The sequence below is a fragment of the Bacillus sp. FSL K6-1338 genome (assembly GCF_038006965.1).
In the GTDB taxonomy this organism is placed as follows: Bacteria; Bacillota; Bacilli; order Bacillales; family Bacillaceae_G; genus Bacillus_A; species Bacillus_A thuringiensis_S.
Genome location: NZ_JBBOWI010000001.1, coordinates 4135487 through 4161270, shown reverse-complemented (window position 1 = coordinate 4161270; position 25784 = coordinate 4135487). Strand labels below are relative to the sequence as shown.

Here is a 25784-nt window from a genome sequence, read left to right as displayed (position 1 = left end):
AGTTGCAGGAACAATGGGGGTATGTTGCAATCTCGTTTATAATAGGGATTGCAATTGCCTTTTCCTCGTCACTTTTATTGATAGTTTTTTGCCTCTTTTTAAATATTTTCTTCTGTTTATATCGCACTTCGCGTAAAACCTTCTTTTTTTGCATTGTAGCGTGCTTTAGTGGCGCTATATACACTTCTTATGTTCAAGGGTGGAATAAGTCTCTAGGAGAGTCCTATGGAGTTACAAGAGGTGTTATACAAAATACACCGCTTGTTAATGGCGATCGCCTATCTTTTCAATTTGAAGATCACAATAAAAATATAGTGCAATTAAGTTATAGAATAAAATCAGCTCTGGAAAAGGAAAAAATGCAACAATTATACGCAGGGATATCATGTGTATTCGAGGGTGAGAGGAAAGAACCACAAACAGCTCGGAATTTTCATGGTTTTAATTACCGTGATTATTTATACAAGCAACATATTCATTTCACATTTGAGGCTACATATATTTCTGAATGCTATAAAACATCACTGTCGCTTATGCAATGGATTCTCCTTTTGAGGCAACAAGCAATCTCGAAAGTTACAGAAATGTTTCCAGAGCAATCAGGTGCTTTTATGAATGCGTTACTATTTGGTGATAGACAACAAATGACGTTTGAAGTGGAAGAGCAATATCAACAGTTTGGTCTTATACATTTGTTAGCAATTTCAGGTTCGCACATTGTATTGTTAATGGGGATAGTATATTTTATTTTGCTAAGAAGTGGTGCGACGAGGGAGGTAGCAACAATTTGCCTTATCGTCTGTATTCCTTTGTATATGGTTTTAGCAGGGGCGTCACCATCTGTTATAAGGGCTTCTATAGCAGGAGTTTTGATGTTGATTGCTTTTATGTGCTCGATTCGTTTATCTAGTTTAGATGCTTTAAGTGTAACAGCTATATGTATGCTTATATATGACCCTTATCTTGTTTTTAATATTGGATTTCAGTTTTCTTTTGTAGGTAGCTTCGCTTTACTTTTGTCTGCTCCGTTCTTATTAGGGAGTAGCAACGGAGTAATCCGAAATTCTATTTATATTTCTATCATTTCACAGCTCGTTAGTACTCCGATCTTGTTATATCACTTTGGTTATTTTTCTCCATATAGCATTTTCCTCAATCTTTTATACGTTCCGTTTTTATCTATCATTGTATTACCATGTAGCATTATTATTTTACTGTGTATGCCAATTGTCCCGTTTCTCGCAAAAGGATTTGCGGATGTGTTATCAATAGGCTTGAGTATGTCTAATGTTCTTCTAAGTTATTGTGAAAGTTTACCATTTAACCAGCTTATTTTCGGGAAAACGTCCTTCAATCTTGTAGCTGTATATTGCACGAGTATTGTCAGTATATTGATAGTTTGGGAAAGGAGAGCGCCGAAAAAAATGGTTTGTATAGTTGTGAGTATATTTCTTTTTATTAGCACGTGTCATTATGTATATCCATATTTTAGAGGAAGCGGAAGTGTAACATTTATTGATGTTGGACAAGGTGATGCAATATTAATTCGCCTTCCGTATGATAAAGGGGTTTATCTTATTGATACAGGTGGAACGCTTCGTGTCAATAAGGAAGAGTGGCAACAAAAAAAGCATGAATTTTCTGTTGGAACTGATGTTTTAATACCCTATTTACAAAAAGAAGGTATTAAAACAATTGATAAATTAATCGTAACGCATGGAGATGCAGATCATATAGGTGCTGCGCAAGAATTATTATCATATATACCTGTAAAAGAAGTTGTATTTGGCCGGAAGGGAAAAGATGCAGTATTAGAAAAAGTAGTAAAGAAACAGGCATTAGAAAAGGAAATGAAAATAACTGAAGTGGGGGAAGGGGAAAGTTGGAGTGTAAATGAAGCTGAGTTTTTCGTTTTAGCTCCAAAAGGAAAAGAAAAAAGTGAAAATAATGCTTCAATTGTAATATGGGCAAAATTTGGAGGATTGACGTGGCTATTTACAGGCGATTTAGAAGAAGAAGGAGAGCAGTTTTTAGTATCTGCGTATCCAGATTTGCGAGTGGATGTTTTAAAAGTTGCTCATCATGGAAGTAATACGTCATCTATAGAGTCTTTTTTGAACGTTATACAGCCCCGTGTAGCGATTATATCTGTTGGTAAGCAGAATAGATATGGACACCCGCATAAAGAAGTAATAGAACGTTTGGGGAAGATGGGGAGTGCGATATGGCGCACGGACAAGCAAGGTGCTATTTCCTATGTTTTTAAAGGGGAAAATGGAACCTTTCAAAGTAAAATCACATATGATAAGACATATAATAGGTGAAAAAGAGAAGACTGCCATGAAGTGGCAGTCTTTAAGAACCGATAAATTTAATAACAGTTGCAATGATGAAAAGTGTTGCGAAAAAACCAAATGAGACGATAAATCCTACCCCTGAATCAATAGCGTCATTGCGTTTACTTTGAACGTTTTGTTCAAAATCATTCATTTAGAATCCCTCCCCAACATTCCACTTTAGTATAAAATATTGTCAGAAAAAAATCTACAATTTCAATGTGAAGAGAAAATGAGCTTTTTGCGAATTTTAGATTATGAAGTAACGTGAGTTTTTTGTTTCCAAGCATGTTAACAGTTGGCACTTATACTGGAATTTTTATTGTGAATAATAAAGGGAAGGTGATTACCGCACACCAATAAGAAACCCGGGGCTTATTGCGTGGCGTTTAATATAAATAAAGGGACGGGTTATAAAGCCTGTTCCTTTGTACTTGTAAAACAAAAGCTAGGGCATTAGTATAAATATATATTGCCAAGTTAGGGAGTAGGAAAAAGTATGAGTGATATACATAAAAAAATTAAAAAGAAACAGTTTGCTCCGTTATATTTACTATATGGGACGGAAGCTTTTTTTATAAATGAAACGATAAAGCTTATTACGACAGAAGCACTTGAAGAAGAAGATCGAGAGTTTAATGTTGTGACATACGATTTGGAAGAAGCGTATTTAGAAGATGTGGTTGAGGATGCGCGTACGCTTCCTTTCTTTGGAGAGCGGAAAGTACTGTTAATAAAATCACCGCTATTTTTGACTTCGCAAAAAGAAAAGTTAGAGCAAAATATAAAAATTTTAGAAGAATACATTGGTGAACCTTCTCCATTTTCTATTCTTGTTTTTGTTGCGCCTTACGAAAAACTTGATGAGCGAAAAAAAATTACAAAAATATTAAAGAAAACAGCAGATGTAGTAGAAGCGAATGCGATGCAAGTGCAGGATGTTCAGAAGTGGATTGTTGCTCGAGCAGATGAAGTGCATGTGCACATTGATAACGCGGCTGTTAGTTTGTTGCTAGAGCTTGTGGGAAGTAATGTAACGATGTTGGCGAAGGAAATGGACAAGTTAACGTTATACGTTGGTATGGGCGGAGAGATTACGACGAAACTTGTTGCAGAGCTTGTGCCAAAATCAGTTGAGCAAAATGTATTTGCTTTGACAGAAAAAGTGGTGAAAAAAGATATTGCAGGTGCAATGCAAATTTTGGATGGATTATTTACGCAGCAGGAAGAACCGATTAAATTGCTTGCGTTATTAGTGAGTCAATTCCGTTTGTTGTATCAAGTGAAAGAGTTACAGCAACGTGGTTATGGGCAAAATCAAATTGCATCTCATATTGGTGTACATCCGTATCGTGTAAAATTGGCGATGAATCAAACGAAATTTTTCTCTTTTGAAGAATTAAAAAAAGTGATTATAGAATTAGCGGAAGCTGATTATAGTATGAAGACGGGAAAGATGGATAAGAAACTTGTGCTCGAGTTTTTCTTAATGCGATTAAATCATATGTGATGACACAAAAAAAGTTCATGTACCTAGTGCATGAACTTTTTTTGTATATAAAAAAACGATCCAAATGGATCGTTTTTTAAACGCCTTACGCGTTTACTTGTTTCGCTAAGCGAGATTTTTGACGAGATGCAGCGTTTTGGTGGATAAGACCTTTACGAGCTGCTTTGTCAAGTTTTTTAGAAGCAGTTTTGAAAGCTTCTTTAGCATTTTCAAGATCGTTATTAGTAACTAAAGCTTCTACAGTTTTAACAGCAGAACGCATGTCAGACTTGATAGAAGCGTTATGTGCACGACGCTCTTCGCTAAGTTTAGCGCGTTTGATAGCAGATTTGATGTTTGCCATACTTTTCACCTCCCTGGTGCAATCGAATGACTCGATTCTTACATAGAACAAGTGATATTCTATCAAACGGTGAAGAGAATTGCAATAGTATATCCATGAAATTTCACGTAAAGGAAAGAATGACCTTATATAACTTTGGGAAATCTAACGATATTTACTATGAATTACGGAGGAGATACGATGAAAGAACCATTGGATTTAAGTAAATATAGCGTTAGAACTGACCTTGCTGTAGAAGCTCATCAAATGTTGCAAGAAAGCCAAGAAGAACAAAAAGGGATACAGGGGGTAATTGTAAAAGAGAGGGAAGAAGAAGGTACTATAATTACAAAAGTAACAATTGATGAAGCTGCCTCTGAAGCGATGGGTAAAAAACCTGGAAATTATTTAACGCTTGAAGTACAAGGTATACGTCAGCAAGATACAGAACTTCAACAAAAAGTGGAGCGTATTTTTGCAAAAGAATTTTCTTATTTCTTAGAAGAGGTTGGTGTTACAAAAGAAGCGAGCTGTTTAATTGTAGGCCTTGGGAATTGGAATGTAACACCGGATGCTCTTGGGCCAATAGTTGTAGAAAATGTATTAGTAACGAGACATTTGTTTCAATTGCAGCCTGAAAGTGTAGAAGAAGGATTCAGACCTGTTAGTGCAATTCGGCCGGGAGTAATGGGGATTACAGGCATCGAAACGAGCGATGTTATTTATGGGATTATTGAGAAGACAAATCCAGACTTTGTAATTGCGATTGACGCATTAGCTGCCCGTTCTATTGAACGAGTAAATAGCACGATACAAATTTCTGATACTGGAATCCATCCTGGATCAGGGGTTGGGAATAAACGTAAGGAACTAAGTAAAGAGACATTAGGTATCCCTGTTATCGCAATTGGTGTTCCGACTGTGGTCGATGCCGTTTCGATTACAAGTGATACGATTGATTTTATTTTGAAACATTTTGGTCGAGAGATGAAAGAAGGAAACAAACCTTCAAGATCTTTGTTACCAGCGGGATTTTCATTTGGAGAAAAGAAAAAATTAACAGAAGAAGATATGCCAGATGAAAAGAGCCGAAATATGTTTTTAGGTGCTGTTGGTACGTTAGAAGAAGAAGAAAAAAGAAGGTTGATTTATGAAGTGCTATCGCCTCTTGGTCATAACTTAATGGTGACCCCAAAAGAAGTAGATACTTTTATTGAGGATATGGCGAATGTAATAGCGAGTGGTTTAAATGCAGCGCTGCATCATCAAATTGATCAAGATAATACGGGAGCGTATACACATTGAGGGAGAAAGATGATAATAGTTTGAGTCGTTTTGCGCTTTTGTGTATATGTAGTGTAGCTTTATGTTTACTTATGATGATAGCAGGAGTGTCACTTGCTAATCATGGTTTGAAAAGTATGAAAGGTTATCGGCAATTGTCGTATGAACAAATAGCTCATATGACAGGGACAGAGAGTACAGGTGCTGAATCAGAAATTTTGGGTAGTTCGTTTTCAGCTTCAGAAAAACAACAACAATTAGAACGTTTAAGAAGTTTTAATGTTGTAGAAGGAATTGGGATGGCGTTAGCAAGTGTAGCTTATGAAATGACGAAGTTCGGAACGGATATAGTTGTTGGGAAAATAAAGGGGATTTTTAGCTAAGAGTAGCATGGGAGATGGTTGTTTTACTGATTTGTAAGACAACCGTTTTAAAATTTGAAAAGGGTTTGTCTCTTATGGTTTATTCGCATAAGATATAGATAGAATGATTTGTATCGTAAGCAGCACGAGTTTTCATTGAATCTTTGTTGCTCTATTGATATAATCAGTGCTAGTGTATATTGGCGAGACTATTAGGAGTTGAGAACATAGATGAACAAAGAAGAAAGAGCAAAAAGACAGTCCAAAATTCGTAATTTCTCTATTATTGCTCATATTGACCACGGAAAATCAACGTTAGCAGACCGTATTTTAGAGAAAACAAATGCGTTAACACAACGCGAAATGAAAGCTCAGTTGCTTGACTCTATGGATTTAGAGCGTGAGCGTGGTATTACAATCAAATTAAACGCAGTACAATTAAACTATAAAACAAAAGATGGTGAAGAGTATATTCTTCATTTAATTGATACACCAGGACACGTCGACTTTACGTACGAAGTATCTCGTAGTTTAGCGGCTTGTGAAGGCGCGATTCTTGTAGTAGATGCAGCGCAAGGTATTGAAGCGCAAACGTTAGCGAACGTATACTTAGCGCTTGATAACAACTTGGAAATTTTACCAGTTATCAATAAAATCGACTTACCAAGTGCGGATCCAGAACGTGTACGTCAAGAGGTAGAAGATGTAATTGGTTTAGATGCATCAGAAGCGGTACTTGCTTCTGCAAAAGCTGGAATTGGTATTGAAGAAATTTTAGAACAAATTGTTGAAAAAGTACCAGCTCCGGCAGGTGATTCAGAAGAGCCGTTACAATGTATGATTTTCGACTCTTTATATGATCCGTACCGTGGTGTAATTGCTTATATCCGTGTTGTAAATGGAACGGTAAAAGTTGGCGATAAAGTACGTATGATGGCAACGGGTAAAGAATTTGAAGTAACAGAAGTAGGTGTATTTACACCGAAAACTACGCAACGTGACGAGTTAACAGTAGGTGATGTAGGTTTCTTAGCAGCATCTATTAAAAACGTAGGTGATACACGTGTTGGTGATACGATTACACATGCGAAACGTCCAGCTGCAGAGGCGTTACCAGGTTACTGTAAATTAAACCCGATGGTATTCTGTGGGCTGTATCCAATTGATTCTGCTCGTTATAACGATTTACGTGATGCGTTAGAAAAATTAGAGTTAAACGATTCTGCTCTTGAGTTTGAACCAGAAACATCTCAAGCGTTAGGATTTGGTTTCCGTTGTGGATTCTTAGGACTTCTTCACATGGAAATCATTCAAGAACGTATTGAACGTGAATTTAAGATTGACTTAATTACAACAGCGCCAAGCGTTATTTATAAAGTTTATTTAACAAACGGTGAAGATGTTATTGTTGATAATCCATCTAATATGCCAGACCCACAGTCTATCGATCGTGTAGAAGAGCCGTTTGTGAAGGCTTCAATTATGGTTCCGAATGACTATGTTGGAGCTGTAATGGAAATTTGCCAAGGTAAACGTGGAACGTTTATTGATATGCAATATTTAGATGAAACGCGTGTTACATTAACATATGAAATCCCGTTATCAGAAATCGTATATGACTTCTTCGATCAATTGAAATCAAATACGAAAGGGTATGCATCATTTGATTATGAGTTAATTGGTTATAAACCATCTAAACTTGTGAAAATGGATATTCTTTTAAATAATGAACAAGTGGATGCTTTATCATTTATCGTACACCGTGATTCAGCGTATGACCGTGGTAAAGTAATTGTAGAGAAATTAAAAGAATTAATTCCGAGACAACAGTTCGAAGTGCCAATTCAGGCGACTATCGGAAATAAAGTTGTAGCACGTTCTACAATTAAGGCGATGCGTAAAAACGTACTTGCAAAATGTTACGGCGGTGACATTTCTCGTAAGCGTAAACTTCTTGATAAGCAAAAAGAAGGTAAAAAACGTATGAAGTCTGTTGGTTCTGTAGAAGTGCCGCAAGAGGCATTCATGGCTGTACTGAAAATGGATGACAACTAATATTTGAAATAAAAAAGAAGTCGTTTGTACGGCTTCTTTTTTCTGTATAATTACTTTTTAGACATCTGAGCAGCTCTCATTTACAATAATGAGAGAGCTTTTTAGTTCATATAGAGTTAGGAGATTGTTAATGTCCGAAAATATTCGAAAAGATATTCAAGATAAAATACAAAATGGCAATTTTAATTGTGAAAAGGAATTGACGCTTTCTATTATTAGTGGAAAGTGGAAAGTTGTGATACTGTGGCATCTTGGTGTGGAAGGGCCTCATCGTTTTAGTGAATTACAACGGTTATTCCCAAGCATTTCTCATAAAGTTTTGTCGAACCAATTAAAAGAGTTAATGGAAGATGGGATTGTTGATCGAACAGTATATCCCGAAATTCCTCCTCGTGTTGAGTATTATATGACGGAACTAGGCATGTCACTTTTACCGATCGTTGAAATGATGTATGATTGGGGAAAAATGCGAATGGAACAAATTCGTAATACGTTAGAGAAGTAGAGAATCCTCCGGAGTGCGGAGGTTTTCTTTTTAGAAAGGTAGGAGTTATATTTGGTACAAGCTGCATATATTCATATCCCGTTTTGTCAGCACATTTGTCACTATTGTGATTTTAATAAAGTGTTTATTGAACGCCAACCGGTTGATCAATATTTAGATTATTTAGAGAAGGAAATAATAAATACGGTTCAAAGAGTTCCGTTTGATAGTATGAAAACGATTTTTGTGGGCGGTGGAACTCCGACAGCGTTAAATATGGAACAGACAAAAAAATTACTCGAGATTATTAATCGTCATTTGCGCCCGTTTGCTCCGAATTGTGAATTGACATTTGAAGCGAATCCAGGAGATCTACCGAAAGAGAAGTTGAATGTACTACTAGAAGGTGGAGTGAATCGAATTAGTTTTGGTGTGCAAACGTTCCGTGATGAACTGCTTGAGAAAATCGGGCGCAAGCATACGAGGGAAGATGCATTCCTAGCGATTCGAGAAGCTCAGGAAGTAGGCTTTAAAAATATTAATGTAGATATTATTTATGCTTTGCCAGGACAAACGATAGAAGATGTGAAGGAAACATTAGACATTGCTTTTACGCTTGGTGTACAACATTTCTCGGCATATTCATTAATTGTGGAACCTAAAACAGTGTTTTATAACTTAATGAATAAAGGGAAATTGCGTCTTCCGGGTGAAGACCATGAAGCGAAAATGTATGAAATGGTAATGGATGAAATGGAGAAACACGGTTATAAGCAGTATGAAATTAGTAATTTCTCAAAAGGTGACAATAAAAGTAGACATAATCTCACATACTGGAATAATGAAGAGTATTATGGCTTTGGAGCTGGAGCTCATAGTTATGTGAATGGGGAACGTATTCAAAATGTAGGTCCGCTGAAGCAATATTTTAATAAAATTGATGAAACAGGATTTCCGTATTTAGATGTTCACGTGGTGACGGAGAAAGAAAAGATGGAAGAAGAGTTGTTCTTAGGACTTCGAAAAACAAAAGGTGTATCTAAAATAGCATTTCAAAAGAAATTTAATATGGAGATGGATCAAGTTTTCGCGAAGCAGTTACAAAACAACCAAGAACAAGGATTGCTTGAAGAGAGCGATGGATATGTTCGTTTAACGCGAAAAGGAAAATTATTAGGGAATGAAGTATTCCAATCATTTTTAATTGACTAATTAAATGTTCCATTAACGTGAAAAAGTTTCATTATTTCGTGACGTTTCCGTTGACAATTGAATGTCAATTTTGGTAAGTTATTAATAGATTTAGCACTCAAAGACAAAGAGTGCTAACAGAGGTGATGATGAGATGCTTACGGAACGTCAGCTCTTAATTTTACAAACAATTATTGATGACTTTATTGGATCAGCGCAGCCTGTTGGGTCTAGAACGTTGGCTAAAAAAGATGAAATTACATTTAGTTCAGCTACTATTCGAAATGAAATGGCGGACTTAGAAGAATTAGGTTTTATTGAAAAAACGCACAGTTCTTCTGGACGTGTTCCTTCTGAGAAAGGCTACCGATTTTATGTAGACCATCTTTTAGCGCCGCAAAACTTACCGAACGCTGAAATTGTACAAATTAAAGATTTATTTGCTGAAAGAATTTTTGAAGCGGAAAAAATTGCACAGCAATCTGCTCAAATTTTATCAGAACTTACGAATTATACGGCCATTGTTCTTGGACCGAAGTTAAGCACAAATAAACTTAAAAATGTACAAATTGTGCCGCTTGATCGTCAAACTGCAGTCGCTATTATTGTAACTGATACAGGGCATGTACAAAGTAAAACGATTACCGTTCCGGAATCTGTTGATTTATCAGATTTAGAAAAAATGGTTAATGTTTTAAATGAAAAGCTATCTGGCGTACCGATGGAAGAACTTCATAATAAAATCTTTAAGGAAATTGTTACAGTTTTACGTGGGTATGTTCATAATTATGATAGTGCAATAAGAATGTTAGATGGTACATTTCAAGTTCCGTTATCGGAAAAGATATACTTTGGAGGAAAAGCAAATATGCTTTCGCAGCCAGAGTTCCATGACATTCAAAAGGTTAGATCTTTGCTTACCATGATTGATAATGAAGCTGAATTTTATGACATTTTGCGTCATAAACAAGTCGGGATTCAAGTGAAAATTGGTAGGGAAAACACTTCGACGGCTATGGAGGATTGCAGTTTAATTTCTGCAACATATTCGATCGGCGAAGAGCAACTTGGAACAATTGCTATTTTAGGTCCGACAAGAATGCAATATTCTCGTGTAATTAGTTTGTTACAGTTATTTACGAGACAATTTACAGATGGACTTAAAAAGTAAATGAGAGTAATACATTCGCTCAAGTGATGAAATTTTCATTGCTGTGTGTAATATATAATGCTTAGGTAATCATGCTATGCATGATACCTAATACCTTTTAAGGAGGTGAATATTGTGGAAGAGCGTAACGAACAAGTGGTAGAAGAAGTAAAAGAAGCGCAAGTTGAAGAAGCTGTCACGCCAGAAAACAGTGAAGAAACTGTAGAAGAAAAAAGTGAGGCTGCTCTTTTACAAGAAAAAGTAGATGAGTTACAAGCGAAACTAACGGAAACGGAAGGTCGCACATTACGTCTACAAGCTGATTTTGAAAATTATAAGCGCCGCGTCCAAATGGATAAACAGGCTGCTGAAAAATATAGAGCACAAAGTCTAGTTTCAGACATTTTGCCAGCTCTTGATAATTTTGAAAGAGCAATGCAAGTGGAAGCGACTGATGAGCAAACGAAATCCTTGTTACAAGGCATGGAAATGGTGCATCGTCAATTGTTAGAAGCGCTGACTAAAGAAGGTGTGGAAGTGATTGAAGCTGTTGGTAAACAGTTTGATCCTAATGAACACCAAGCTATTATGCAAGTGGAAGATAGTGAATTTGAATCAAACGCGGTTGTGGAAGAATTCCAAAAAGGTTATAAATTAAAAGACCGTGTGATTCGCCCATCAATGGTAAAAGTAAATCAATAATTTACATAAAACTAGGAGGATTCGCCATGAGTAAAATTATCGGTATTGACTTAGGTACAACAAACTCTTGTGTAGCTGTTATGGAAGGTGGAGAACCAAAGGTTATTCCAAATCCAGAAGGAAACCGTACAACACCTTCTGTTGTAGCTTTCAAAAATGAAGAACGTCAAGTTGGGGAAGTTGCAAAGCGCCAAGCAATTACAAACCCAAATACAATCATGTCTGTTAAACGTCATATGGGTACAGACTACAAAGTAGAAGTTGAAGGTAAAGATTATACACCTCAAGAAATTTCTGCAATCATTTTACAAAACTTAAAAGCTTCTGCTGAAGCATACTTAGGTGAAACAGTAACGAAAGCTGTTATTACAGTACCTGCATACTTCAACGATGCAGAGCGTCAAGCAACGAAAGATGCTGGTCGTATCGCTGGTTTAGAAGTTGAGCGTATCATTAACGAGCCAACAGCAGCAGCACTTGCTTACGGTTTAGAAAAACAAGACGAAGAACAAAAAATCTTAGTATATGACTTAGGTGGCGGTACATTTGACGTATCTATCCTTGAGTTAGCAGACGGCACATTCGAAGTTATTTCAACTGCTGGTGACAACCGTCTTGGTGGCGATGACTTTGACCAAGTTATCATCGATCACTTAGTAGCTGAGTTCAAAAAAGAAAATAACATCGATTTAAGCCAAGATAAAATGGCGCTTCAACGCTTGAAAGATGCAGCTGAAAAAGCGAAAAAAGATCTTTCTGGTGTAACACAAACTCAAATTTCATTACCATTCATTAGTGCTGGAGCTGCTGGTCCATTACACCTAGAATTAACGTTAACAAGAGCGAAATTCGAAGAGCTTTCAGCAGGTCTTGTTGAAAGAACATTAGAGCCAACTCGTCGTGCATTAAAAGACGCTGGTTTTGCTCCAAGCGAATTAGATAAAGTTATTCTTGTTGGTGGATCTACTCGTATCCCAGCTGTACAAGAAGCTATTAAACGTGAAACTGGTAAAGAGCCATATAAAGGTGTAAACCCTGATGAAGTTGTAGCATTAGGTGCTGCAGTTCAAGGTGGCGTACTTACTGGTGATGTAGAAGGCGTTCTATTATTAGACGTAACTCCACTTTCTTTAGGTATTGAAACTATGGGTGGCGTGTTCACGAAATTAATCGAGCGTAACACTACAATTCCAACAAGTAAGTCACAAGTATTCTCGACAGCTGCTGATAATCAACCAGCAGTAGACATTCACGTATTACAAGGTGAGCGTCCAATGTCAGCTGACAACAAAACGTTAGGTCGTTTCCAATTAACTGACCTTCCACCAGCACCACGTGGTATTCCACAAATCGAAGTAACATTCGATATTGATGCGAACGGTATCGTTAACGTACGTGCGAAAGACTTAGGAACAAGCAAAGAGCAAGCTATTACAATCCAATCTTCTTCAGGTCTTTCTGATGAAGAAGTAGAACGTATGGTACAAGAAGCGGAAGCAAATGCTGACGCTGACCAAAAACGTAAGGAAGAAGTTGAACTTCGTAACGAAGCTGACCAACTTGTATTCCAAACAGACAAAGTTGTAAAAGATTTAGAAGGTAAAGTAGATGCAGCTGAAGTTGCAAAAGCAACAGAAGCGAAAGAAGCATTACAAGCTGCAATTGAGAAAAACGAGCTTGAAGAAATTCGTGCGAAAAAAGATGCTTTACAAGAAATCGTACAACAATTAACTGTTAAATTATACGAGCAAGCTCAAGCAGCTGCTGGTCAAGCAGAAGGTGCGCAAGGTGCACAAGACGCTGGCACGAAGAAAGACAATGTAGTTGACGCTGAGTTTGAAGAAGTAAAAGAAGACAAGTAATTCAACTGTAAACATAATAAGTAAGATGACAAAAAGTCAAAGTCAAGCGTGCCTTGACTTTGGCTTTTTTCACGAATGAGAAGTGATGTGTGAGGATCTTAAGTTTTTCGCTTTGCATACTGTAAGTGAGGAAACTTTGTTGCAAAGCACTTTCTTTCGGTGTTAAAATTACGTTTATGTGAAAGATTCGGGGGTTGTAAATTTATGAGTAAACGAGACTATTATGAGGTCCTTGGACTTAGCAAGGGCGCTTCAACAGATGAAATAAAAAAAGCGTATCGTCGTTTGGCTAAAAAATACCATCCAGACGTAAGCAAAGAAGAAAATGCAATTGAAAAGTTTAAAGAAGTACAAGAAGCATACGAAGTGTTAAGTGATGATCAAAAGCGTGCGCAGTACGATCAATTTGGTCATGCTGGTGCAAATCAAGGATTCGGTGGATTTGGCGGCGGAGGAGACTTCGGCGGTGGCTTCGGTTTTGAAGATATATTTAGTTCTTTCTTTGGCGGTGGCGGCGGCAGACGCCGTGATCCAAATGCTCCGCGCCAAGGTGCTGACTTACAATATCAAGTCACTTTAGATTTTGAAGAAGCTATTTTTGGTAAGGAATTAAATGTGGAAATTCCAGTAGAAGATCCATGTGATACTTGTAAAGGTAGTGGAGCAAAACCAGGAACTTCAAAAGAAACATGTAAACATTGTTCAGGCTCTGGTCAAGTGAGTGTAGAGCAAAACACACCGTTTGGTCGTATCGTAAACCGTCAAGCTTGTGGTCATTGTTCAGGAACTGGACAAATTATTAAAGAAAAATGTACGACATGTCACGGTTCAGGTAAAGTTCGTAAACGTAAAAAAATCAATGTTAAAATTCCAGCGGGTATCGATAATGGTCAACAAATTCGTGTGTCTGGAAAAGGTGAAGCCGGCGTAAATGGCGGACCAGCAGGAGACTTATATGTAGTCGTTCATGTAAGAAATCATGAATTCTTCGAGCGTGAAGGAGATCATATTATTTGCGAAATGCCATTAACATTTGCGCAAATGGCGCTTGGTGATGAAGTGGAAGTTCCTACTGTTCATGGTAAAGTGAAGCTGAAAATTCCAGCAGGAACACAAACAGGAACAGAATTCCGCCTAAAAGGAAAAGGTGCTCCGAACGTACGTGGATACGGCCAAGGAGATCAATATGTAGTCGTTCGCGTTGTTGTACCGACGAAATTGACTTCACAGCAAAAAGATTTATTACGTGAATTTGCAGGACAAGAAGAGCAGGATGATAGTTTATTCGGAAAGCTTAAACGTGCTTTCAAAGGGGAATAATGGAAATAAAAAATGGAGTTGGTAAATTGTGAAATGGTCAGAAATTAGTATTCATACAACAGAAGAAGCAGTAGAAGCTGTCTCTCATATTTTACATGAAGCTGGTGCTAGCGGAGTTGCGATTGAGGATCCAGCGGAGTTAACGAAAGAGCGCGAGCAACAATATGGTGAAATTTATGCATTGAATCCAGATGAATATCCGGCGGAAGGTGTATTAATAAAAGCATATTTCCCGCAAACGGATTCTTTACATGAAACGATTGCAGGTGTAAAATCATCTATTGATGTGCTTCCATCTTACGACATTGAAATTGGTACTGGAAATATTACCGTTAACGAAGTCAATGAAGAAGATTGGGCTACTGCTTGGAAAAAATATTACCATCCAGTACAAATTTCTGATACATTCACAATCGTACCGACGTGGGAAGAATATACACCATCTTCTCCTGATGAAAAAATCATTGAATTAGACCCAGGTATGGCGTTTGGTACAGGAACTCATCCAACAACAACGATGTGTATTCGTGCTTTAGAAAAAACAGTACAGCCAGGTGACGCTATCATTGATGTAGGAACAGGTTCTGGTGTGCTTAGTATTGCAGCGGCAAAATTAGGTGCGTCTTCTGTTCAAGCATATGATTTAGATCCGGTTGCAGTTGAAAGTGCAGAAATGAATGTGCGTTTAAATAAAACAGATGATATCGTGTCTGTTGGGCAAAATAGTCTTTTAGAAGGTATTGAAGGTCCTGTTGATTTAATCGTAGCTAACTTATTAGCAGAAATTATTCTTTTATTCCCTGAAGATGCAGCGAGAGTTGTGAAGTCAGGTGGATTATTTATTACATCGGGCATTATTGCTGCGAAGGAAAAAGTAATTTCTGAGGCGTTAGAACAAGCTGGATTTACAATTGAAGAAGTGTTACGAATGGAAGATTGGGTAGCAATTATTGCACGAAATGCGTAATATAGATTTTAGTCTATAATGAAAAGGGGAGTCTCTCACTATAAGGTGAGGGACTTGCCGTTTGTTATATGAAAAATGATAATGTTTCGTTCTTTTCGTAAGTGTTGACTTACGAAAGGAACGAAACTCTACTAAGGTGATTATATGCAACGTTATTTTGTAGAAGAAAAACATGTAAGTGAAGCAAAAATTCGCATTGTAGGTGATGATGTACATCACATTGCGAGAGTAATGCGTATGACAGCTGGCGATCAAATTTATTGCTGTGTAAACGGAAAAACAGCAGTATGTTCAATTGATGAAATTACCAGTGAATTTATTAATACGGCTATTGTAGAATGGGTAGAGGCGTCAAGTGAACTTCCTGTTTTCGTGACGATTGCAAGTGGACTGCCAAAAGGAGACAAGCTAGAGTTGATTTTTCAAAAAGGAACTGAGCTTGGGGCAGCTGCATTCTTACCATTTCAAGCATCTCGCTCTATCGTAAAATGGGATGCGAAAAAAGCTGATAAAAAAGTTGAGCGTTTAAGAAAAATTGTGAAAGAAGCTGCGGAACAATCACATAGAAGTGAAATTCCGGAAGTACATGCTCCGGCATCATTTAAGCAACTGCTTAAAATGAGTGGTGAGTATGATGTTTGTCTTGTTGCTTACGAAGAGGAAGCAAAACAAGGCGAGAAATCTAATTTTGCGAAAGCTTTAACGACAATGAAACCAGGTCAAAAGCTATTGATTGTATTTGGCCCAGAAGGCGGTTTAGCTGAGGAAGAGATTACAGCGCTTCGTGAACATAAATTTGTACCATGTAGTTTAGGACCAAGAATTTTAAGAACAGAAACGGCGCCGTTATACGCGTTAAGTGCTGCTTCGTATCATTTTGAATTGATGGGGTGATGATCAATGTCAACTGTTGCGTTCCATACGTTAGGTTGTAAAGTAAACCACTATGAAACAGAAGCCATTTGGCAATTGTTTAAACAAGGTGGTTATGAAAGAACAGAATATGAAAAGAAAGCTGATGTTTATGTTATTAACACATGTACAGTAACGAATACTGGGGACAAAAAAAGCCGTCAAGTAATCAGACGTGCTGTGCGTCAAAATCCAGATGCAGTTATTTGCGTAACGGGATGTTATGCACAAACATCTCCAGCTGAAATTATGGCGATTCCAGGTGTAGATATTGTAGTTGGTACACAGGATCGTGAAAAGATGTTAGGTTACATCGAAGAATTCCGTAAAGAGCGTCAACCAATTAATGCTGTCCGCAATATTATGAAAACACGTGTGTACGAAGAACTTGATGTACCTTATTTCACGGATCGTACACGTGCGTCTTTAAAAATACAAGAGGGTTGCAATAACTTCTGTACATTCTGTATCATTCCTTGGGCGCGTGGTTTAATGCGTTCTCGTGATGGAAAAGAGGTTATTAAACAAGCACAACAATTAGTGGATGCAGGCTATAAAGAAATCGTATTAACGGGTATTCATACAGGTGGATACGGCGAAGATATAAAAGATTATAACTTAGCTGGATTACTTCGTGATATGGAAGCGGAAGTAGGCGGATTAAAACGTCTTCGTATTTCTTCTATTGAAGCGAGTCAAATTTCAGATGAAGTAATTGAAGTGTTAGATAAATCTGAAGTAGTTGTACGTCACTTGCATATTCCGTTGCAATCTGGTTCTAATACTGTATTAAAACGTATGCGTCGTAAATATACGATGGAATTCTTCCAAGAGCGTTTAGATCGTTTGAAAGAAGCGTTACCAGGCCTTGCGATTACATCTGACGTAATCGTTGGTTTCCCAGGTGAAACAGAAGAAGAATTCATGGAAACATACAATTTCATTAAAGAGAACCGCTTCTCTGAGTTACACGTGTTCCCTTATTCAAAACGTACAGGAACACCTGCAGCACGCATGGAAGATCAAGTTCCTGAAGATGTGAAGAACGATCGTGTTCATCGTTTAATTGAGCTATCTAATCAATTAGCGAAAGAATATGCATCAGCGTTTGAAGGTGAAGTGCTTGAAATCATTCCAGAAGAGCAATTTAAAGACGGCGACCGTGAAGGGTTATATGTAGGGTATACAGATAACTACTTGAAAATTGTATTTGAAGGATCAGAAGAATTAATTGGTAAGCTAGTGAAAGTGAAAATTACGAAGGCTGGCTATCCATATAACGAAGCGCAATTTGTTCGTGTTCTTGAAGATGATGTGAAAAAAGAATCAGCAAGCGCATAAAAAAGAGCGTGCAACCGGAAATGGTTTGCATGCTTTCTTTATTTGAAGCGGTTAAGTACTAGAAGGTAGGGAGGCGTTTCGTGCATCCCTGTATGAAAAAAGTTGAAATGATAAAAATATAGTTGTCTTCATGAAAGAAGGATACTAGATATTTGTATAACTTTTGAAAAGGAAATGCTTCTATTCTTCTTTTATTCTGCCAAATAGTTGACCTGAAGTGATAAAATGTATTATAATCGTAAAAGACATGCTGAAGAAGTGTTTCTTTTTGCATGCTGAAGTTAGTATGTAAGTGTGATGTTTCGGAGGGAGGGAAAGAGAATGTCAAAAACAGTCGTTCGTAAAAACGAGTCTTTGGAGGATGCACTTCGCCGTTTTAAAAGATCGGTTTCTAAAACTGGTACACTTGCTGAAGCAAGAAAGCGCGAGTTTTATGAAAAACCAAGTGTAAAACGTAAGAAGAAATCTGAAGCGGCAAGAAAGCGTAAATTCTAAGAGAGGGTGTAAGTTATGAGTCTTCTCGGTCGTTTAAACGATGATATGAAACAAGCGATGAAGAATAAACAAAAAGAAAAATTAACCGTTATTCGTATGGTTAAGGCTGCTTTACAAAATGAAGGTATTAAACTGCAACATACTCTTACTGAAGAAGAGGAAGTAACAGTTTTAGCTCGTGAAGTAAAACAGTATAAGGACTCCCTCCTTGAATTTAAAAAAGCTGGTCGTGAAGACCTTGTTAATAAACTGCAAAGTGAAATTCAGATTTTAAGCGCATATTTGCCAGAGCAATTAACTGAAGAAGAACTAGTTGATGTAATCAAACAAGTTATTTCTGAAGTTGGTGCGACTTCTAAAGCAGATATGGGTAAGGTGATGACTGCTGTTATGCCGAAAGTAAAAGGTAAAACAGACGGATCACTTGTGAATAAGTTGGTTATCCAGCTATTAGCATAAAAAAACGTCTCATTTCGTATGAGACGTTTTTTTATTGTTCTTATTAAGGAAAAACACTATATTGCTTAAAAAGCGTTTCTGTAAGTGATAGAAACGCCTCTGGTATGTAAAAAAGGGTAACGGCCTTAGTTATGATTAATCCCACCATAAAAAAAGCTTTTTCGTTTTCTTAATTTCTTCGACTAACTCCTCAATGCTTTCTGTTCCTTGTTCCACTATATCTGGACAAAATTCATACATTTCTTGCGCGAAAGATTGCATTTCGGCGTCTGTAGGTAACACGCTAAAAATGGTATCAACCCAGTCATAATCTGCACTGATTATGATAAAAGGATAGCGATCATTCCATTTTCTTAGTTTAAAAATAACATCTTTATTGCTAACTTCGTAATTAACGCCATTTGTTGGTTGGATTGCAAGGATATCAAATTGGCCATTTCCTTGTATACTTCCAATGCTACACTTACTCTTACTTCCTTGACTAAAACTTCTTTCACAAATAAAAGCTAAGTATGGGGGGCTGAAGCTCAGATTGAAGTTTTATAACTTGCTGTTCAGCATAATCTTCAAAGGTAACGACAGAGACTCCAGCTATTTTAGATTTTGAATCAGTTGCATAGAAGGGCTAGATGCTACTGTCAGTGACTTGTTTTATAACATTCAAAATTTCTTGACTAAATCCAATTTCCTTTCGTATTTCCTCGCTTATTAATTCATTTTTTTGTTTTTTAGTAAATCCTAATATTTTTTGAAATTCATATAACAACTACCTATAAAGTATTCTTACTTACAACGTAAAATTTAGAGTGGAGCAATTTCTTTTTCGAATTTTATTTCATTTGTCTAATGAATGACAACTACTTATTCTATGGTCAGTATGTCACGCCCAGAACAAATTGTAACAGGGTTTTTCAAGTTTCTAACTTCTCACTAGGCTCAATTTCTTCATGCAACTTGTACTGATATCCCCTAGGGGCGCATATTCTTGTATTAATACTTCTATTATTAAGGATCACATCCTCTGATCCATCATTGTCCCGATAAATATGATTTCATATAGCGACTGTTTTATTAACATGATATGAACTCTTACAGAATATAGTTATGTTAGTGAAGTCGTTATAACACGATAGGCACTTGTGAAGAAATACATATATGGGATGAGAGGGGGGTCTTTCGAGATGAAGAAATTAGAACAAATGAAAAATTGGTTAACAAAACAAGTAGACCTACCAGTGGATGTATTAATGGATCTACCTCGGATTACTCTTGTTGGGCAAATACATATTTATATAGAAAATCATCGGGGACTATTAGTGTTTTCAGATAAAGAAGTGCGATTGCTTTTAAAACACGGTCAATTACTAATTAAAGGACAATCCTTTGTTATTAAAACGATTCTTCCAGAAGAGCTTTTGCTCGAAGGGATAATTGAGCAAGTAACATTTTTAGAAAATGAAAAAAAAGGTGATTGAAGTGAAACTTCCATTAGTGAAGTTTTTCTTCTTTATCCTGTAAAAGTTTCGTTGATAGAGATCGATTACAGTTTTACTTTGTTTCATTTTAGTACGAGCTATTTTAATGCTTCAAATCTACTTTTAGAAAGGTAGTGAAGGTGGTAAATGAAAAATAAATGGTTTATAAAGTGGCTTGGATATGTAAAAGTGCGAATTGAAGGTAGAGGAGCGGAACGGTTTGTTAATGAATGTGTACGGAGGAATTTATTAGTTTGGGATGTTAAGAAGATAGCTGATGAAACGTTAGTTTTTTGTATGTTGTTACGCGATGTGAAAAAAATAAAACCAATTTATAGAAAAAATGAATGTAAATTATATTTTATTGGACGTTATGGTTTTCCTTTTTGGAATAAGCGTTTAATTAAAAACAGTGGATTTTTAATTGGGTTTTTAATTTTCTTTTTTGGCGTGATTGCAATGTCCAATATGGTTTGGAAAATTGAAATTACAGGAGCAAAACCTGAAACAGAATATATATTGATGAAAGAATTGGATAAAATGGGTATTAAAAAAGGAAAACTGCAGTTTCAAATGCCGAATGTAGAAGATGTACAACGCCATTTGACAGATAATATTAATGCCATTACTTGGGCGGGATTAGAAGTAAGAGGAACGACGTATCATTTTAAAATTGTTGAAAAAAACGAACCGAAAAAAGAAAAGGAACAAATGCCGCAAAATTTAGTAGCAAAAAAAGAAGCGATTATTACAAAAACGTTTGTAGAAGTTGGAAAGCCGGTTGTACTGAAAAATGATCATGTAGAAAAAGGGCAGATTCTCGTATCGGGAATATATGGTAATGAGGAAAGTCCAACGATTGTTTCAGCGAAAGGTATTGTGTATGGCGAAACGTGGTATACATCTAAGGTGGATGTCCCGTTAAAGACGCAATTCCAAGTGTATACTGGTAATGTATACAATGAACATTTTCTTAAATTTGGGGGTACGAAAATAAAAATATGGGGATTTCAACATGATAAGTATAAACGCTCTCGTACTGAAAGCGTAAAGCATGATGTGAAATTATTTGGTTTTACACTGCCGATTGCATATGAAAAAGATGTTGTGAGAGAAGAGGAAGAAGCGAACCGAGAATATACAGAAAAGCAAGCGCTGAAAGTAGCGAAAGAGATGGCCGAAAAAGAACTAAAGAAAAAATTGGATGAACATGCTATGATTGTAAGTGATAAGATTTTGAGTAAAGAGGTTGAGGCGGATCAACTAAAAGTCACATTGCATTATACTGTGATTGAAAATATTGCAGAGCCACAACCAATATCCGAATCCGATATTCAAGGAGACTGAGTAATGGCAGAACAATTAGTAGAAATGAACCAACAATTGGAAAATACTAACGAAGCAATCGCTCTTTTTGGAGTCAATGATGCGCATTTAAAAGTAATTGAACGAGAACTGAATGTATCGATCGTAACTAGAGGAGAAACTGTTCATGTATCTGGGGCAGTTGAAACGGTGACACTCGTAGAAAAAATCTTACAGCAATTACTTGTTGTAATTCGTAAAAGTATATCAATTTCAGAGAGAGATGTTGCGTATGCAATTCAGCTCGCACAACAAGGGAAAGTTGCTCAATTTGAAGAGTTATATGAAGAAGAAATTTTCAAGACTGCAAAAGGTAAATCCATTCGTGTAAAAACAATGGGGCAAAGACGATATATTCATGCAATGAAGAAGAATGATATTGTCTTTGGGATAGGGCCTGCAGGAACTGGAAAAACATACTTAGCCGTAGTAATGGCTGTGAGAGCTTTAAAACAAGGATATGTAAAGAAAATCATTCTAACAAGACCTGCTGTAGAAGCTGGAGAAAATTTAGGTTTTTTACCAGGGGATTTGAAAGAGAAGGTAGATCCATACTTACGCCCATTATATGATGCCTTACATGATATTCTTGGACAAGAATATACGCAGCGTATGATGGAACGAGGAGTAATTGAAATCGCGCCGCTTGCTTATATGAGGGGGCGTACGCTTGATGATTCATTTGTTATTTTAGATGAGGCTCAAAATACAACGGGTGCTCAAATAAAAATGTTTTTAACAAGATTAGGTTTTAGTTCTAAAATGGTTATTACAGGCGACCCTTCACAAGTAGACTTGCCAAAAGGGGTAAAATCAGGGCTATCTATAGCTGCTAATATTTTATCTGGTGTATCAGGTCTGTCATTTATTACATTAGAACAAACAGACGTTGTCAGACATCCATTGGTGCAACGTATTATTGAGGCATATGATAAAATGGAATGATCCTATTTGTCAGGATCATTTCTTTTTGTATGATAAGGTTGGCGAACGGCATATTTTTTACTATCATGAAAGATAAGGAAAATAAACTATAGGTACTGGTGTATAAAATGTTACCTCAAAGTATCGTTGGGTAGAAGAAATGAAAGCTATAAATAGTTTCACTTTATTTCTGGAGAGGAGAAGGTATTGAAATCATGTCAAGATCTCAAGAAATTTCTAAGTGGTTTCGTAATTTACAACATTCGAAAAAACTAAGTTGGATTTCTTACGTTGTATTAGGAGCAGTGCTGTTTTTTGCGCTTATGAATAATGTAAAACCAGAGCAATTAGATGTTAACATGTATTCTATTGCGAAAAAGACAATCCATTCTCCTATAAAAATTGAAGATAAAGTTACAACGGATAAAAAGAAAAAAGAAGCCTCTACAAAAGTTGAAGATCAATATACATATAAAAGTGAGTATAAACAAAATAAAGTTGATATTGTGAATGACGTCTTTGCTAAAGTGGATGAAGTGGTGCAAGAGATTAAAGCTGTTGGACCGGATGATCAAAAAAAGATGACTGATGCTGAGAAAGTGGACAAGTTAAAAAAGAAACTACCCGCTGACTTAACGAAAGAATTATCTGATTCAAACTTACTAAATTTGATTAATGCAGATTCGAGCCAATTAGTATTAGCGAAAGATGCTGCGGTCACAGCGATTAATAGTATCATGACTGAGCACATTAAAATGGACGAATTGAAAGATGCGAAAGAACGATATGTAAGTGAGATGAATAGTGTTAATGTTGATAATGGTTTAAAAGAGTCAATTAAGGCGCTAGGAAGATATGCAATTTCAGCGAATTATTTTTATGACCCGATCTTAACGAAAGAGAAGAGAAAAGCAGAGGAAGATTTAGTTCCACCTGTTTATATTCTTCAAGGACAAGTTCTCGTTAGAGAAGGTGAAACAATTTCAAGTGATGTGTATAATCAGTTGAAATTAGTTGGCTTGTTAGAAAAAGGGAACGGTTTTCAACCTTATGTTGGATTAGCGGTACTCATTGGTGTGTTACTATACTTTATGCATAAACAATTTGAATTATTTTTAAAGAGAAAAAGAGAAGATAGACCGTATGTTTTAGCGTATATCACAATTTTGTCTATCACAATCGTTTTAATGAAAATCATTAGTTTGTTTCAAAAACTTGAATATGCAGGGATTGCATATGTTGTCCCGGTTGCGATGGGAACAATACTTGTGAAATTAATGATTGGTGATCGATTTGTCTTTTTAACGAGTATGATTTTTTCTGTATGCGGAAGTATTATGTTTAATGAAGGAGTAACGAGTACATTAAATTATAGTGTAGGGATTTACGTATTGTTAAGTTCATTATCGGTTAGTATTTTCTTGAGAGAAAAAAATCGTCGTACAATGATTTTACAAGCTGGTATACTCGTTTCTGTATTAAATGTAGTCGTATTGGCGGCGCTCTTATTATTACGTAATGGGAATTTTTCGCCTCTTGAAATTGGTACGCAATTATTAATGGCTTCACTTTCAGGGATTATATCATCCGTTTTGGCTATGGGGATTTTACCATATTTAGAAAGTGGACTTGGAATCGTATCAAGTATGAAGCTTATGGAACTATCAAGTCCAAATCATCCGCTTTTACGCAGAATTTTGTTAGAAGCGCCAGGGACATATCATCATAGTGTAATGGTAGCGAATCTTTCTGAAGCTGCTTGCGAAGCAGTCGGGGCAAATGGTGTATTAGCGCGTGTAGGGGCATATTATCATGATGTAGGAAAAACAGTACAACCACAATTCTTTATTGAAAACCAAATGGGGATTGAAAACCCGCATGATAAATTAGATCCTGTAACGAGTAAAGATATTATAATTGCTCACGTAACGGATGGAGTAAGAATGCTCGAAGAATATCATATTCCACAAGAAATTATTGATATCGCTGGGCAACATCACGGTACAACGTTACTGAAATATTTTTATTATAAAGCGATTAAAGAAGATAAAGAAAAATATACAGAAGAGATGTTCCGTTATCCGGGTTCAAAAGCAACTTCGAAGGAATCGGCAATTGTTGGTATTGCTGATAGTGTAGAAGCTGCGGTACGTTCTATGAATCACCCAACGCCAGAACAAATTAATAATTTAGTGCAAAGCATTATTAAAGATCGATTGCAAGACGGTCAATTTAGTGAATGTGATTTGACGTTTAAGGAACTACAAATCGTTGGGAAAACGTTATGTGAAACGTTAAATGGTATTTTCCATTCGCGTATTACATATCCGGAAATTCCGGAAGAAAAGGAGAAAGAATGAGTTTGTTAATTGATTTTATTGATGAAACAGAAGAAGTAAAAGAAGCGTATATGAGTTTAATTCGTGAAGTGTTAGAAAAGGCAGCTCAAATGGAAAATATCGAGGATGGCGCGGAGGTATCGGTGACATTTGTAGATAATGAGCGCATTAGAGAAATTAATCGTGATTACCGAGATAAAGATCAACCTACAGATGTAATATCCTTTGCCATGGAAGAGATGGGAGAAGGGGAAATGGAGATTGTTGGTGCAGAGATGCCGCGCATGTTAGGTGATCTTATTATCTCTATTCCAAGGGCGAAAGAGCAGGCTGAAGAGTACGGCCATTCTTTCGATCGTGAACTTGGATTTTTGGCGTTACATGGCTTTTTACATTTGCTTGGTTATGATCACATGACAGAAGAAGAAGAAAAAGAAATGTTCGGAAGACAAAAAGAAATTTTAGAAGCTTTTGGATTAGGACGATGAAAAAAGGAAAACTTATAGATAGTTTTGGATATGCTATAGCTGGTATGTTCTTTTGTCTTCGTCATGAACGAAATATGAAAATTCATTATTTAGCCGCAGTCATTGTTATATGCTGCGGCTTTTATTTCCATATTACGAAAATAGAGTGGATGATATTACTTATTGTAATAGGGAGTGTAATGAGTTTAGAAATGGTAAATACGGCTATAGAAAAAACAGTAGATTTAGCGACTGCTGATATTCATCCGTTTGCAAAAATTGCAAAGGATGTTGCAGCAGGAGCGGTTTTATTGTTTGTAATTATAGCTGTTATAATTGGTGCTATTATCTTTTTACCGTATATGGTATAGTTGCATTCCGAAGCTTTTATTAAGCTTTGGAAGTGCCGTAAGGGCCTTTAATGAGAGAGTGTATCTCTTCATAGCTGTGAACAGGAAGGAT

General features: G+C 36.5%; 24 protein-coding genes and 1 pseudogene. 22 read left to right on the top strand and 3 right to left on the bottom strand.

The genetic code is table 11. The features are described from left to right. The first annotated feature begins 2 nt into the window (after window positions 1-2). The gene (locus NZ044_RS21305) at window positions 3-2324 is read left to right on the top strand and encodes a DNA internalization-related competence protein ComEC/Rec2 (protein ID WP_001157827.1); all 2322 of its coding nucleotides are present in this window, start codon (window positions 3-5) and stop codon (window positions 2322-2324) included. Between the two features lie 31 nt (window positions 2325-2355). Here NZ044_RS21305 and NZ044_RS21300 read toward each other — a convergent pair whose 3' ends face one another. Further along, the gene (locus NZ044_RS21300; protein ID WP_000997609.1) at window positions 2356-2490 is read right to left on the bottom strand and encodes a YqzM family protein; all 135 of its coding nucleotides are present in this window, start codon (window positions 2488-2490) and stop codon (window positions 2356-2358) included. Window positions 2491-2835: 345 nt separating this feature from the next. Here NZ044_RS21300 and holA point away from each other — a divergent pair, with 345 nt between their 5' ends. Next, entirely contained in the window at window positions 2836-3846 is a 1011-nt protein-coding gene (gene holA / locus NZ044_RS21295) for a DNA polymerase III subunit delta (protein WP_098505669.1), read from the top strand. An 85-nt stretch (window positions 3847-3931) separates the two neighbouring features. Here holA and rpsT read toward each other — a convergent pair whose 3' ends face one another. Continuing rightward, a complete protein-coding gene (gene rpsT / locus NZ044_RS21290; RefSeq protein WP_001274012.1) occupies window positions 3932-4189 on the bottom strand; it encodes a 30S ribosomal protein S20 in 258 nt (85 codons plus the stop codon). A gap of 180 nt (window positions 4190-4369) precedes the next feature. On the opposite strand from rpsT, the gene gpr reads away from it, so the two are divergent. From gpr to NZ044_RS21220, 14 genes are all read left to right on the top strand, one after another. Beyond that, complete coding sequence (gene gpr / locus NZ044_RS21285; RefSeq protein ID WP_000662644.1) at window positions 4370-5473, top strand: GPR endopeptidase; 1104 nt, start codon at window positions 4370-4372, stop codon at window positions 5471-5473. Continuing rightward, the gene (locus NZ044_RS21280) at window positions 5470-5835 is read left to right on the top strand and encodes a YqxA family protein (RefSeq protein WP_001207093.1); all 366 of its coding nucleotides are present in this window, start codon (window positions 5470-5472) and stop codon (window positions 5833-5835) included. Before gpr ends, NZ044_RS21280 begins: the two co-directional genes overlap by 4 nt. A 210-nt stretch (window positions 5836-6045) precedes the next feature. Then, the gene (lepA, locus tag NZ044_RS21275) at window positions 6046-7869 is read left to right on the top strand and encodes an elongation factor 4 (RefSeq protein WP_340949976.1); all 1824 of its coding nucleotides are present in this window, start codon (window positions 6046-6048) and stop codon (window positions 7867-7869) included. A 130-nt stretch (window positions 7870-7999) separates the two neighbouring features. Next, window positions 8000-8374, top strand: coding sequence for a winged helix-turn-helix transcriptional regulator (locus tag NZ044_RS21270; RefSeq protein WP_001293539.1), 375 nt, complete (start codon window positions 8000-8002; stop codon window positions 8372-8374). Window positions 8375-8425: 51 nt separating this feature from the next. Beyond that, window positions 8426-9565 carry a radical SAM family heme chaperone HemW gene (gene hemW, locus NZ044_RS21265; protein ID WP_098505671.1) on the top strand — a complete coding sequence of 380 codons (1140 nt, stop codon included), beginning with the start codon at window positions 8426-8428 and terminating at the stop codon, window positions 9563-9565. 133 nt (window positions 9566-9698) lie between these two features. Then, window positions 9699-10715, top strand: a complete 1017-nt coding sequence (gene hrcA / locus NZ044_RS21260) for a heat-inducible transcriptional repressor HrcA (RefSeq protein ID WP_000954943.1) — start codon at window positions 9699-9701, stop codon at window positions 10713-10715. A gap of 114 nt (window positions 10716-10829) precedes the next feature. Then, complete coding sequence (grpE, locus tag NZ044_RS21255; RefSeq protein WP_000392711.1) at window positions 10830-11396, top strand: nucleotide exchange factor GrpE; 567 nt, start codon at window positions 10830-10832, stop codon at window positions 11394-11396. A 26-nt stretch (window positions 11397-11422) separates the two neighbouring features. Further along, on the top strand, window positions 11423-13258 hold the full coding sequence (dnaK, locus tag NZ044_RS21250; RefSeq protein WP_000034701.1) for a chaperone protein DnaK: 1836 nt from the start codon (window positions 11423-11425) through the stop codon (window positions 13256-13258). A 204-nt stretch (window positions 13259-13462) separates the two neighbouring features. Further along, window positions 13463-14578, top strand: coding sequence for a chaperone protein DnaJ (dnaJ, locus tag NZ044_RS21245; RefSeq protein WP_000043947.1), 1116 nt, complete (start codon window positions 13463-13465; stop codon window positions 14576-14578). Window positions 14579-14606: 28 nt separating this feature from the next. After that, a complete protein-coding gene (prmA, locus tag NZ044_RS21240; RefSeq protein WP_000872098.1) occupies window positions 14607-15545 on the top strand; it encodes a 50S ribosomal protein L11 methyltransferase in 939 nt (312 codons plus the stop codon). Between the two features lie 144 nt (window positions 15546-15689). Continuing rightward, window positions 15690-16439 (top strand): 16S rRNA (uracil(1498)-N(3))-methyltransferase, encoded by a 750-nt coding sequence (locus NZ044_RS21235; RefSeq protein ID WP_063675696.1) that lies wholly within the window; start codon window positions 15690-15692, stop codon window positions 16437-16439. 6 nt (window positions 16440-16445) lie between these two features. Then, window positions 16446-17798 (top strand): tRNA (N(6)-L-threonylcarbamoyladenosine(37)-C(2))-methylthiotransferase MtaB, encoded by a 1353-nt coding sequence (gene mtaB, locus NZ044_RS21230; protein WP_000108679.1) that lies wholly within the window; start codon window positions 16446-16448, stop codon window positions 17796-17798. A 321-nt stretch (window positions 17799-18119) separates the two neighbouring features. Continuing rightward, window positions 18120-18293, top strand: coding sequence for a 30S ribosomal protein S21 (gene rpsU, locus NZ044_RS21225; protein ID WP_000048061.1), 174 nt, complete (start codon window positions 18120-18122; stop codon window positions 18291-18293). A 15-nt stretch (window positions 18294-18308) separates the two neighbouring features. Next, a complete protein-coding gene (locus NZ044_RS21220) occupies window positions 18309-18752 on the top strand; it encodes a GatB/YqeY domain-containing protein (RefSeq protein WP_000054582.1) in 444 nt (147 codons plus the stop codon). A 135-nt stretch (window positions 18753-18887) separates the two neighbouring features. On the opposite strand, the pseudogene NZ044_RS21215 reads toward NZ044_RS21220, so the two are convergent. Next, window positions 18888-19518, bottom strand: a pseudogene (locus NZ044_RS21215) (DUF4253 domain-containing protein). Window positions 19519-19933: 415 nt separating this feature from the next. On the opposite strand from NZ044_RS21215, the gene yqfC reads away from it, so the two are divergent. From yqfC to NZ044_RS21185, 6 genes are all read left to right on the top strand, one after another. Further along, complete coding sequence (gene yqfC / locus NZ044_RS21210) at window positions 19934-20227, top strand: sporulation protein YqfC (RefSeq protein WP_000732269.1); 294 nt, start codon at window positions 19934-19936, stop codon at window positions 20225-20227. A 147-nt stretch (window positions 20228-20374) separates the two neighbouring features. After that, a complete protein-coding gene (gene yqfD / locus NZ044_RS21205) occupies window positions 20375-21574 on the top strand; it encodes a sporulation protein YqfD (RefSeq protein WP_000792496.1) in 1200 nt (399 codons plus the stop codon). Window positions 21575-21577: 3 nt separating this feature from the next. Further along, window positions 21578-22537 (top strand): PhoH family protein, encoded by a 960-nt coding sequence (locus tag NZ044_RS21200; RefSeq protein WP_000840522.1) that lies wholly within the window; start codon window positions 21578-21580, stop codon window positions 22535-22537. A gap of 194 nt (window positions 22538-22731) precedes the next feature. Beyond that, window positions 22732-24876, top strand: a complete 2145-nt coding sequence (locus NZ044_RS21195) for an HD family phosphohydrolase (RefSeq protein ID WP_000091515.1) — start codon at window positions 22732-22734, stop codon at window positions 24874-24876. Further along, window positions 24873-25343 carry an rRNA maturation RNase YbeY gene (gene ybeY, locus NZ044_RS21190; RefSeq protein ID WP_000054680.1) on the top strand — a complete coding sequence of 157 codons (471 nt, stop codon included), beginning with the start codon at window positions 24873-24875 and terminating at the stop codon, window positions 25341-25343. Before NZ044_RS21195 ends, ybeY begins: the two co-directional genes overlap by 4 nt. Then, window positions 25340-25693 carry a diacylglycerol kinase family protein gene (locus NZ044_RS21185; protein ID WP_098505672.1) on the top strand — a complete coding sequence of 118 codons (354 nt, stop codon included), beginning with the start codon at window positions 25340-25342 and terminating at the stop codon, window positions 25691-25693. Before ybeY ends, NZ044_RS21185 begins: the two co-directional genes overlap by 4 nt. Window positions 25694-25784: the final 91 nt, after the last annotated feature.